The following is an 11,034-nucleotide window of genomic DNA, read 5'->3' on the forward strand; positions in this document are numbered from 1 at the left end:
CTTCGTCGCGTCGCTACGCGATCGCCTTCGGCGACCCTTGACCGACCGGCCCGAACCGGAAAGCCGAAAGACTGCCGGGAAACCCCCAAAGAAACGCCACGGTCCATGGTGGAGGGACGGGCGCCTCAGGGACCAGGCGCGGTGCCGGGGGCCGGCCTGCCCGACATCCGGCCCCCACATCCACAATCCCGGGCCAGGGGCGCGACTACCCGCACGAGAGGCCGATCAGAGCAGCCCAGGAAGCCCCCAGACGCGCCAGATCGCTACGCGCTCCTCTCGTCTCAGCGTCCGGCGACCGCCTGTGGCTGATACCCGCACGAGAGGGCGAACAGAGCAGCCACAGGAGCCGGTGGGCGCGACGGATCGCTACGCGCTTCTCTGATCTTGGCGGCCGGCGGCGGTCTTGGGCTGGTCCTGGGCGGGTTCGATGTTGGTGGCGGCTGTGGTGAACTCGCGGCCGCAGGCACCACGGATGTAGGCCAGTTCCATCCAGCGTTCGATGCCGGTGTCGGAGACGTTCTCGTTGATCACGGCCATGAGCACGCCCTCGACACCGGAGGCGATGTCGCGGACGCGGCGGCGGAGGAGGCGGTGGGGGACGTATTCGTACTGCTCACTCATCAGGCACCTCTTCGAAGGTATCCAGGAAACGCTCCCAGCCCGCGTGAGCCCGCTCAAGAAGTTCTTCGCTGGGCGCGGGGATGCCTTCGAGCCCCGGCGAAGGACCGTCAGGAGATCTCAGGGCGGTATGCAGATCAGTCACACACAAAGAATCTGGTAACAGTTCGTACCGATCGATATCCGCACGGTAATCTCACGGCGGGATGGCTTCCCATCTCGCAGGCGGATGACGGAAGTAGCCGACCATGGCCTCACCGATCAGACCGACTTCTCTGCCTGACTGGGCATGGGAGCGGGCCGATGTACGCCAAGCTCTTCGCTCCCGTGACATGGGCGCGGTGTTCCGATACGTGCAGCAGTACAGCGGAGCCAGCCAGGCGCGCATCGCCGAGGCGGTCAACATGACTCAGGCGCGGGTCAACGAAATCATCAACCGCCGTCGCGAGGTCTCACGCCTCGACGTGTACGAGCGGATCGCCGACGGGCTGAGCATGCCGGACGACGCGCGTCACCTACTCGGCCTGGCAGCCGGCCGTGAGAAGCACCCCGGTGGGTCCGCATTCGACCTCGCGGCGTTTCCAGAGGTGGTGCGGGTCTACTCGGCACAGGCGTCCGCCCAGGAGGAGATCCAGGAGCAGGCTCGTATGGCCAAGGAGTTGGACATCCTCGCTGTGCGCGGCCTCGGCTTGATCGGCCTGAACGACTCGATGCTTCGCACCCACCTCATGAGGCAAGCCGTCGACTTTCGCCTGCGGGTGCTGCTGCTCGACCCGGAAGCGCCGGCCCTTGCGGCGCGTGCCGCCGAGATCGGCGAGTCGGTGGAGTCACTCGCCGGAGGTGTGCGACTGACCGAGGCCCGGCTGCGTGAGCTTGCCGGAACCTGCGACGTCCAGGTGTACCGGTACGGCATGCTGCCTACGTGGCGGCTGATCCGAACCGACTCCACCCTGTTCGTCGGGGCATTCGACGCGGGATGGGAAGGGCATGAATCGGCGACTTACAAGGTGATGGAAACACCTCACGGCCCTCTGTTCAGGGGGTTTCGACGCATGTTCGAGGCCATCGTCATAAGTGCCGAACGCACGGTGTGAGAAGGGACGGACAAGTGATCGAAGCTGAGCTGAAGGCACGAGTACACGCACCCGAAGAAACACTGCGGCGGCTGAACGAGCGGGCCGAAGGCCGACCCGAGGTGTACCGGGACACCTACTACGACACCCGGGACGCCGCGCTGGAGGCCAAGGACGAGGAGCTTCGGGTACGCACCATCCACGGCCCGGACGAAACCCGCACCCTCCTCACCTACAAGGGCGCCCGGGTGGACCAGGAGTCGGGGTCGAAGCCGGAGCACGAGACCCGCGTCGAGGATGCCGAGGCCGTGCACGCCATGCTGCGCGGCCTCGGATACGTACCGGCCATCGCCTTCGAGAAGCGCTGCAGGAACTACTCCTTCCAAGCACGCGGCAGGCACATGCTCGCCACACTCGTCCGCGTCCCCGAGCTGGACGGAACCTTCCTGGAACTGGAGACCCAGGTCGAGGAGAAGGACGTGGCCGAGGCCCTCGATGACGTCCGCGAGGTCCTCGCCGAACTTGGCATCCGAGAAGGAGACCTGACGCGCGAGCAGTACACCGCCACGGTGAAGGCCCGGCGCCTGGCCCAAGCCGCGAACAGCTGACCCCCTTTCATCACCAGGCCAAGGCAGCCGGCGGACGCCGAGATCAGAGGAGCGCGTAGCGATCTCTCGCGCCTGCCGGACTCCCAGGTTGATCTGCTCGTCCTCTGGTGCGGGTATCAGCCACAGGCGGTCGTCGGACGCTGAGACGAGAGGAGCGCGTAGCGATCTGGCGCGCCTGTCGGCTTCCTGGGCTGCTCTGTTCGCCTTCTCGTGCGGGTAGTCGCGCCCCGGCTCCGGATCTCGACTGCTGAGGGCCCGGATGCCCGGCGGGCCGGCCCCCGGCACCGCGCCCTGGTCCCTGAGACGCCCGTCCCTCCACCATGGACCGTGCCGTTTCTTCGGGGGCTTCCCGGCAGTCTTTCGGCTTTCCGGTTCGGGTCGGTCGGTCAAGGGTCGCCGAAGGCGATCGCGTAGCGACGCGACGAAGGAGCGCCCTTGAGGGACCGGCCCGAACCGGAAGGACGATGGGACTGACGGGAAGCCCCCACCCCTCCCCGACCCGGTCTCAGGGGATCCCGCCCCCCCTCAGCCCAGCGTCCCCGCCGCCCTCTGGAGCGCCTTCAGCGCCTGGGCGACGGCCGGCGCGGCTTCCGTGCCCCGGCGGAGGGCGGCGATGACGTGGCGGGTGGGGCGGTCGTGGGTGAGGGTGCGGACCGTGACGCCCGAGGCGCGGGCCGAGACCATGCGGGGGACCAGGGCGACGCCCATGCCCGCCTCGACCATCGCCAGGATCGCGGTCCAGCCGGAGGCGGAGTGGGCCTGTTCCGGGACGAAGCCCGCCGGTTCGCACGCCGAGCGGGTGATCTCCGACCAGGGGCCGCTGCCGCCGTAGATCCACCGGTCCGCCGCCAGGTCCGCCAGGCGGAGTACGGGGGCGGCCGCCAGGGGGTGGTCCGGGGGGAGGGCCACGTCCAGGGGGTCTTCCAGGAGGGTGATCCGGGTGAAGCGGGTGTCCTGGGCGGTCGTCGGGGCGTGCGCGGCGAGGGAGAGGGCGAGGTCGACGGTGCCGGCGGAGAGGAGTTCGTACGATTCGGCCGCCTCGGTCTCGCGGACGCGGAGTTCGATCCCCGGGTGGGTGCGGCGGAGGGCGGCGACCGCCGGGACCACGAGGACCGGGACGGCGGTGGAGAAGGCGCCGACGCGGACTTCGCCGGACTCTCCGGACCGGTAGCCGGTGAGTTCGGCGTCGGCGCGTTCGAGCTGGGCGAAGACGGCTTCGGTGTGGCGCAGCACCAGGTGGGCGGCGTCGGTGAGGCGGACCCGGCGGCCCTGGGGCTCCAGGAGCGGCACCCCCAGCTGGCGGGCGAGGTTGGTCAGCTGCTGCGAGACGGCCGAGGGCGTCATGTGCAGCACCTCGGCCGTCGCGGTCACGGTGCCCCGGTCGGCCAGGGTCCGCAGGATGCGGAGCTTCTTGATGTCCCAGTCGGTCACGGGGAGGAAGTTACCGGCGGGCCGTGCTGCCGAAGGCGACTCCGCCGAGGATCAGGGCCATGCACAGGAGCTGGGCGGGGCCGGTGCGTTCGCCGAGGAGGAGCAGTCCGAGGACGGCGACGCAGACCGGCTGGAGGTAGTAGACGACTCCCGCGCGGGCCGCGCCGATGAGGGAGATGGCCTTGTTCCAGGCGAAGAAGGCGACGGCGGAGGAGAAGACGCCGACGTAGAGGAGGGGGCCGACGGTGTGGGGGGTCGCCTCGAAGCCGCCCTGGACGGTGAGGGAGACGGCGTACGCGGGGGCCAGCATCAGGGCGCCGAGGACGAAGGTGCTCAGGAGGAAGGCGAGGCCGCCGATCTCGGCGGGCTTGCGCTTGAGCAGGGCGCTGTAGGTGGCGAAGGAGAGGGCGGCGCCGAACATCCACAGGTCGCCGGCGCCGAAGTCGAAGCCGAGGGAGCCGTCGCCGACGAGCAGCAGGACGCCGAAGGCCGCGAGCAACATCCCGCAGGAGCGGCGGGCGCCGAGCCGTTCGCCGCCGAGGCGGGCGTAGAGGGCCATGATGACCGGCGAGGCGGCCATGATCATGCCCATGTTGGAGGCTGAGGTGGTCAGGCCGGCCTGGTGGACCAGGGTGTTGTAGAGGGTGACGCCGAAGAGGGTGGCGAGGCTGATGTAGCCGAGGTGCTTGCGGAGGAGGGCCCGCTGCTGCCAGGCCTGGCGGGCGGCGAAGGGGGTGACCGCGACGGCGGCGATGATCCACCGCCAGAAGACGGCCTGGACGGGCGGGACGGTGTCGGCCATGCCGCGGGTGGCGACGAAGCTGCCGGACCAGACGACCGTGGCGACCAGGGCGAGGAGTACGCCGAGTCCGGCGGCTCCCTTCCTCGCCTTGTCTCCGGCAACGGCGCCGCCGCCGGCGAGGGTGCCGGCGGCGGTGGGTGCGGTGCGGATGCGGTCGGTGACGGTCACTGGTGGTGTCCCCCTGCGTGTGTGGTGTGGGTGGTGGACCCACTCTCACACCTTCGCTTTGCCCAGGTCCATCGAAAGATTGTGATCGGTTCCTTCAGCCTTGCTGAACGATGGGGCCTGGACCTGGGCCTCCGCCTTCGCCGCCCGCCCCGGCAGCTGGCCGAAGACGGTGGCGCCGAAGGCGATGGTCATGCCCACCAGCTGCACGGGCGTCAGGGCCTGGCCGAGGGCGGCCCAGCCGATGACGGCGGCGGTGAGCGGCGACAGCGGGCCGAGCAGGGTGACGGAGGTGGCGGTGAGCTGGCCGATGCCGCGGAACCAGAGGAAGTACGCGGCCCCGGTGTTGATCAGCATCATGTAGCCGTAGCCGAGGAAGGCCTTGCCGTCGAGGGCGGGCGGCGCCCCCTCGACCAGGGCGGCGATCGGGATGATGACCAGGCCGCCCGCGGTGAGCTGCCAGCCGGTCACGGCCAGCGGGCCGACGCCCTCGGGGCGGCCCCAGCGCTTGGTCATCACGGTGCCCGCGCCCATGGAGGCGGAGGAGACCAGGCCGGCTATGACGCCGACGAGGTCGAGCTTCGCCTCGGCGGTGAGCACCACCATGCTCACGCCGAACGCGGCGACCACGGCGGCGAGTACGGTCCGCAGCCTGGCCCGCTCCCCGAGGAGGAGGGCGGCGAGCCCGACGACGAAGAGCGGTCCGGCCGAGCCCAGTACGGCGGCGACGCCGCCGGGGAGCCGGTAGGCGGAGAGGAAGAGCAGCGGGAAGAAGGCGCCGATGTTGAGGGTGCCGAGGACCGCGGACTTCCACCACCAGGCGCCCTTGGGCAGGACGCGGGAGAGGGCGACCAGCAGCAGGCCGGCGGGCAGGGCGCGCATGGCCCCGGTGAAGAGGGGCCGGTCGGCGGGCAGCAGCTCGCTCGCGACGAAGTAGGTCGAGCCCCAGGAGATGGGGGCGAGCGCGGTCAGCAGGGTGGTGGTGACGCGGTTCACGGTCACTCCTCGGCAGGTGAGGATCGGCTGGCGGGGTGCGGGTTGGCCGCGACCTACCCGGGGGCCCGTCCCCGGACCTCCCCGAGTAGGTCGCCGATAAGTAGCTTACTCCTAAGCTACTTTTACGCAAGCTACTTTCTTGCGAACCACTGACCGGAATCGGATACTTCATTTATGACCCAGGTGAAGAAGGACGCCCAGCCGGACGCCGTCGACGCGATCACCACGCAGTGGGCCGCGGTGCGACCGGACCTGGACACCGCCCCGATGGCCGTCTTCGGCCGGATCTACCGGATCGCCAAAGCCGTCGGCGACGCCGTGGAGCGCGCCTACAACCGCTACGGCATCAGCCGCGGGGAGTTCGACGTCATCGCCACGCTGCGCCGCTCCGGGGCCCCGTACACCCTCTCGCCGCGCCAGCTGGCGGCCACGCTGATGCTGACCACCGGCGGGATGACGGGCCGCCTGGACAAGCTGGAGAAAGGCCGGACTGCTCACCCGCAGCCCCGACCCGCACGACCGGCGCGGGCTCCAGGTGACCCTCACCGACCGCGGGGATCGCCCTCGCCGACGAGGCGGTCTCCCGCCGGCCCTGGCGGTGCACCGCCGGCACTGAGAGCTTCGACGCCGAAAGAGGTCGAGCAGCTCACCGGGATTGCTGCGCAAGCTGCTCGCCGACGTGTCCTGAGGGACCCCGGGTGTCCCCGGGGACCGCATCCCGGGTACGCCAAGGCGCCGGAGGTCCGTCGGGACCGGCTCACACCGGTTCCGCGGACCTCCGGCGCCCGGAAGCCTTGACGAAGGACCTGCCCGGTCGGGTCAGGCCTGGTTCTTGCGCGACTTGTCGAACAAACCATCACGAGACCCGCGATGACCAGGAACAGCACGATCGGCGCGGCCACGTACAGGCCGAGCGTCTCGCCAATGCTCAGGCCCGGGCCCGGGTCGTCGCCGTCGTCGCGGGTCACCGCGAGGGCGGGAGACGTCATCAGCAGCATCATCAGCGTCGATCCGGCCGTGACGGCGCCGGCGCGCAGAGCGTTCTTCTTGTCCACGGTGCAAACGTAGCGAACACCTAAACGGGGCGCGCGCCCGGGGGTGCCGTACGGGTCTGCGCGCCCTCCCGCACCGCGCTCAGCAGGGCGTTCGCCCGTGGTGAGGCGGTCAGCGCCTCCAGGGTCAGCGGGCGGCCGTCCGCGTCGGCGACCGGCAGCCGCCAGTTGGGGTACTGGTCCCAGGTGCCCGGCAGGTTCTGCGGCCGCCGGTCCCCCACCGCGTCGGGCAGCCACACGCCGACCAGCCGGGCCGGGGTGCGCAGCAGGAAGGCGTACAGGGCCCGTACGGCGGCCTCCTCGCCCTTGGTCTCCAGCCCCAGCCGGTCCAGTACCGCCAGCCACCGGGCGGTGTCGGCGGCGTCCTCGGCCCGCTCCAGGTCCAGAGGGCGGGTCAGCAGGCCCAGCCGGTCGCGCAGTTCGACGTGGGAGCCGGCCAGCTTGGCGGCGGTGGGCGGCAGGTCGTGGGTGGTGGCGGTGGCCAGGCACTCGGACCGCCAGGCCCCGGCCGGCAGCGGTTCGCCGTCGCCCGCCCAGTCCCGCTCGAACCACAGCACCGAGGTGCCGAGGATCCCGCGCCGGGCCAGCGCCCGCCGTACCCCCGGCTCGACGGTCCCGAGGTCCTCGCCGACCACCAGCGCCCCGGCCCGGTGGGCCTCCAGGACCAGTACGGCCAGCATCGCCTCGCCGTCGTAGGAGACGTACGTGCCCTGCGCGGGCGGGGTGCCCTTCGGGATCCACCAGAGCCGGAACAGGCCCATCACGTGGTCCACGCGCACCGCGCCCGCGTACCGGAACACCCCGCGCAACAGCTCCCGGAAGGGGGCGTACGCGTACTCCTCCAGGGCGTCGGGCCGCCAGGGCGGCAGTCCCCAGTCCTGGCCGCGGGCGTTGAAGGCGTCCGGCGGCGCGCCGACGGACACCTCGCGGTGGTGGAAGGGGCCGGTGCGGGCGTCCGAGCCGTCCGGGTGCACCCCGACCGCCAGGTCGTGCACGATGCCGACGCTCATCCCGGCCTCCCGCGCGGCCCGCTGGGCCTCGGTCAGCTGGGTGTCCGTCAGCCAGACCAGCCAGCAGTGGAAGTCGGCCCGCTCCCGGGGGTCCTCCCCGGCGATGGCCGCGCACCAGGCGGCGTGCCGGGCGAGCCCCTGCCCCTGCGCGGCGCGGAACGCCCGGTAGGCGGCCTCCCGGGCGGGGGCGCGCGGGACGGCGTACAGCAGTTCCAGGGCGGCGCGCTTGAGGGCCCACACGGCGTCCCGGTCGATCAGCGCCCCCTTCTCCAGCACCTCCCGGCGCAGCTCCCCGCCCCGCGCGGCGAGTTCGGCGAGGGCGTCCCGGTCGGGGCAGTCCGCCCACTCGGGGAGGTCCTCGACGCGCAGGTACACCGGGTCGGGGAAGCGGCGCGAGGCCGGCCGGTAGGGGGACGGGTCGGTCGGGGTGCCGGGGAGGGCCGCGTGCAGCGGGTTGACCTGGACGAACCCGGCGCCGTGGGTGCGGGCGGCCCAGCGGGCCAGCTCCGCGAGGTCGCCGAGGTCGCCCATGCCCCAGGAGCGCTCCGAGAGCAGGGAGTAGAGCTGGACGAGCAGCCCGTGGGCGCGGTCGGGCGCCGCCGGGGCCCGGTCCGGGGCCACGATCAGGGTGGCTGAGGCGGTGCGCCCGTCCGGCGTCTCGGCGGTCAGCCGGTGCACGCCGAGGGGCAGGCCGGGGTGCCAGTCGGCCTGCCCGGCCCGGTCCTCGAGGGTCACCCGCACCCGGGTCCCGGCCGGCAGCCCGGCCAGGGCCCCGGGGGCGGGCTCGCCCCGCCAGTGCACCAGCGTCGGCGGGAGCAGCCGACCGGCCCGCTGCCGCTCGGCACCGGCCGCCATCGCCCGTACGTCCTCCGGGGTGTCGACGGGGACGCCGATCAGGCCCAGCACGGCCCGGACCGTGGCCCCGGGCACCTGGACGGTGACGTCCTCGGCGGGCTGGTAGGAGGTGGCGACGCCGTAGAGGGCCGCGAGCCGGGCGAGGTCGTCCATCGTCATCCTTGGCTGGGTGAGGGGTTAGGTGAGCGGCTCGCTGGTGAGGGGGGCCTCGGCCACGAGCGGGGACTCACTGGTCAGGGGCGCGTACGCGGCACCGGCCAGCGGGGGTTCGCTGGTCAGCGGCGGGTGCGCGGCGGCGGCCGGCCCGTCGGCGGGGCCGGACGGTACGGGCAGGTGGGCGAGCGGGGCGGGTTTCCTGCGGTGGCCGGACGCGGTGCGGGCGTTCATGGGTCCTCCCTCTACGGTCCTTCGGACCGCCGTGCGGTTCTCGGGACCGTGCTGCGGTTCTTCGGACCGCCCATGCAACACCCGTGTCGAACACCGCAGCCATACCCAGTCAGGGGCATCGCATTCCTGGCGGATCCAGGTCAGATCACCCCACGCGCATTGACACCCCGGCAGCGCGGGTGGTGGGCTCGGGCCCGTTCACACGGTCGGGGGACGACTCGGGACTGGGGAGGCTCCGTGCAGCTCAGGGGCAGGAAGCGGACCACGGCCGCGGCCGTCGCAGTCATCGGGAGCCTGCTCGGCGGGGCCGTCGCGTCGGCGCCGCCGAGGATCAGCGCGGCCCCCGGGAGTTCGGGCTCCGCACGCCCCGACAGCGGGTCCGCCCCCGTCTTCGCGGCGGGACTCGGCTCCGCCATCGACCCGGGCTCCGACGTTCCCCGAGCCGCTTCCGAGGGCCCGGCCGTGTGGCCCCGGCCGCAGTCGGCCACCGCCGATCCGGGCCGGGAGCTGCCGGTGCCGGCGGAGGCCGTCCTGGTGCTGCCGGTGGACGTGGACCCGTACGCCGCCGAGGTCGTACGCGCCTCCCTGCGCGCGGCCGGGGTGCGCACCCTGCACGAGCGGCCCCCGGGGGCGGCGCTGCCCGAACGGGCCCTCGTCGTACGGCTCCAGGGCACGGACGCCGAGGAGGCCCTGCTGGCGCTGGGCGCGGCCCCGGCCGGGGACCTGCCGGCCGGCGGCTACCGGCTGGCGGTGGGCCGGGCCGGCGGGCGGGACACCGTCGCGCTGGCCGGGGTGGGCGAGGACGGGCTGTTCCACGCCGCGCAGACGCTGCGCCAGCTGCTGGCGGCCGGGCGCGGCAAGGTGCCCGGGATGCTGGTGCGGGACTGGCCGATCGCGCCGGTGCGCGGGATCACCGAGGGCTTCTACGGGCAGCCCTGGACCCGGGAACAGCGGCTGGCGCAGCTGGACTTCCTGGGCCGCACCAAGCAGAACCGGATGCTGCTGGCGCCCGGCGACGACCCGTACCGCACCACGGCCTGGCGCGAGGAGTACCCGCGCGAACGGCAGGAGGAGTTCCGCGCCCTGGCCGAACGGGCGCGCGCCAACCACGTCGTGCTCGGCTGGGCGGTGTCGCCGGGGCAGTCGATGTGCCTGGCGTCGGCGGACGACCGGGCGGCGCTGCTGCGCAAGGCGGACGCCATGTGGGAGCTGGGCTTCCGGGCGTTCCAGGTGCAGTTCCAGGACGTCAGCTACACCGAATGGGGCTGCCGGGCCGACCGGGTGCGGTACGGGACGGGCCCCGCGGCGGCGGCGAAGGCGCACGCGGAGGTGGCGGGCGAGCTGGCCGCGCACCTGGCGGCGCGGCACCCGGGGGCGGCCCCGCTGTCGCTGCTGCCGACGGAGTACTTCCAGGACGGCGCCACCACCTACCGGACGGCGCTGGCCGGGGCGCTGGACCCGCGCGTGGAGGTGGCCTGGACGGGCGTGGGCGTGGTGCCGCGCACGATCACCGGCAGGGAGCTGGCGGGGGCGCGGGCGGCGCTCGCGCACCCGCTGGTCACCATGGACAACTACCCGGTCAACGACTGGGATCCGGGCCGGATCTTCCTGGGGCCGTACGCCGGGCGCGATCCGGCGGTGGCGGGCGGTTCGGCGGGGGTGCTGGCCAACGCGATGGCGCAGGGCACCCTGTCGCGGATCCCGCTGTTCACGGCGGCGGACTACGCGTGGAACCCGCGCGGCTACCGGGCCGGGGAGTCGTGGGCGGCGGCGGTGCGGGACCTGTCCGGGCCGGACCCGAAGACGCGGGCCGCGCTGGCGGCGCTGGCCGGGAACACCGCCTCCTCGGGCCTGAAGGTGGAGGAGTCGGCATATCTGAAGCCGCTGGTGGAGGAGTTCTGGCGGGCCCGCGCCGCCGGGGACAAGGCCGCCGGCGAGCGGCTGCGCGCGGCGTTCACCGTGCTCCGGGAGGCCCCCGGGCGCCTCGACGCGCCGGTGGCGGCGGAGGCCGGGCCGTGGCTGGAGCGGCTCTCCCGG

The 11,034-nt window shown here is 72.9% G+C and carries 9 protein-coding genes and 2 pseudogenes; 4 read left to right on the top strand and 7 right to left on the bottom strand.

The genetic code is table 11. The features are described 5' to 3' along the window. Positions 1 to 366: 366 nt before the first annotated feature. A complete protein-coding gene (locus SSNG_RS11990; RefSeq protein WP_007264088.1) occupies positions 367 to 621 on the bottom strand; it encodes a hypothetical protein in 255 nt (84 codons plus the stop codon). 329 nt (positions 622 to 950) lie between these two features. Between SSNG_RS11990 and SSNG_RS11995 the strand changes: the two genes are divergently transcribed. Beyond that, a complete protein-coding gene (locus tag SSNG_RS11995; RefSeq protein WP_241695028.1) occupies positions 951 to 1,712 on the top strand; it encodes a helix-turn-helix domain-containing protein in 762 nt (253 codons plus the stop codon). Positions 1,713 to 1,726: 14 nt separating this feature from the next. Next, the gene (cyaB, locus tag SSNG_RS12000; protein ID WP_007264090.1) at positions 1,727 to 2,299 is read left to right on the top strand and encodes a class IV adenylate cyclase; all 573 of its coding nucleotides are present in this window, start codon (positions 1,727 to 1,729) and stop codon (positions 2,297 to 2,299) included. 525 nt (positions 2,300 to 2,824) lie between these two features. On the opposite strand, the gene SSNG_RS12005 is transcribed toward cyaB, so the two are convergent. The 3 genes from SSNG_RS12005 to SSNG_RS12015 form a co-directional block, all read right to left on the bottom strand. Then, entirely contained in the window at positions 2,825 to 3,730 is a 906-nt protein-coding gene (locus SSNG_RS12005; protein WP_007264091.1) for a LysR family transcriptional regulator, read from the bottom strand. A gap of 10 nt (positions 3,731 to 3,740) precedes the next feature. Next, a complete protein-coding gene (locus SSNG_RS12010; protein WP_241695224.1) occupies positions 3,741 to 4,580 on the bottom strand; it encodes a DMT family transporter in 840 nt (279 codons plus the stop codon). A 165-nt stretch (positions 4,581 to 4,745) separates the two neighbouring features. Continuing rightward, positions 4,746 to 5,693 carry an EamA family transporter gene (locus SSNG_RS12015; protein WP_128636934.1) on the bottom strand — a complete coding sequence of 316 codons (948 nt, stop codon included), beginning with the start codon at positions 5,691 to 5,693 and terminating at the stop codon, positions 4,746 to 4,748. Between the two features lie 174 nt (positions 5,694 to 5,867). Here SSNG_RS12015 and SSNG_RS12020 point away from each other — a divergent pair. Then, positions 5,868 to 6,274 (top strand): annotated as a pseudogene (locus SSNG_RS12020) (MarR family transcriptional regulator); the annotation flags it as partial. Positions 6,275 to 6,544: 270 nt separating this feature from the next. On the opposite strand, the pseudogene SSNG_RS45245 reads toward SSNG_RS12020, so the two are convergent. The 3 genes and pseudogenes from SSNG_RS45245 to SSNG_RS12030 all read right to left on the bottom strand — a co-directional run. Further along, a pseudogene (locus SSNG_RS45245) lies at positions 6,545 to 6,748 on the bottom strand (hypothetical protein); the annotation flags it as partial. A gap of 20 nt (positions 6,749 to 6,768) precedes the next feature. After that, positions 6,769 to 8,769, bottom strand: a complete 2,001-nt coding sequence (locus SSNG_RS12025) for a 4-alpha-glucanotransferase (RefSeq protein WP_007264096.1) — start codon at positions 8,767 to 8,769, stop codon at positions 6,769 to 6,771. 18 nt (positions 8,770 to 8,787) lie between these two features. Beyond that, positions 8,788 to 8,997 carry a hypothetical protein gene (locus SSNG_RS12030; protein ID WP_007264097.1) on the bottom strand — a complete coding sequence of 70 codons (210 nt, stop codon included), beginning with the start codon at positions 8,995 to 8,997 and terminating at the stop codon, positions 8,788 to 8,790. A 237-nt stretch (positions 8,998 to 9,234) separates the two neighbouring features. Here SSNG_RS12030 and SSNG_RS12035 point away from each other — a divergent pair. Then, a partial coding sequence (locus SSNG_RS12035) for a beta-N-acetylglucosaminidase domain-containing protein (RefSeq protein ID WP_042800896.1) occupies positions 9,235 to 11,034 on the top strand: 1,800 nt, incomplete at its 3' end.

It is taken from the genome of Streptomyces sp. C, from assembly GCF_000158895.1.
GTDB lineage: Bacteria > Actinomycetota > Actinomycetes > Streptomycetales > Streptomycetaceae > Streptomyces > Streptomyces racemochromogenes.

Coding starts and splice junctions, on each gene's coding strand:
- SSNG_RS12025 (WP_007264096.1), bottom strand. CDS start 8,769: ATGACGATGGACGACCTCGCCCGGCTCGCGGCCCTCTACGGCGTCGCC.
- SSNG_RS11995 (WP_241695028.1), top strand. CDS start 951: ATGGGCGCGGTGTTCCGATACGTGCAGCAGTACAGCGGAGCCAGCCAG.
- SSNG_RS12030 (WP_007264097.1), bottom strand. CDS start 8,997: ATGAACGCCCGCACCGCGTCCGGCCACCGCAGGAAACCCGCCCCGCTC.
- SSNG_RS11990 (WP_007264088.1), bottom strand. CDS start 621: ATGAGTGAGCAGTACGAATACGTCCCCCACCGCCTCCTCCGCCGCCGC.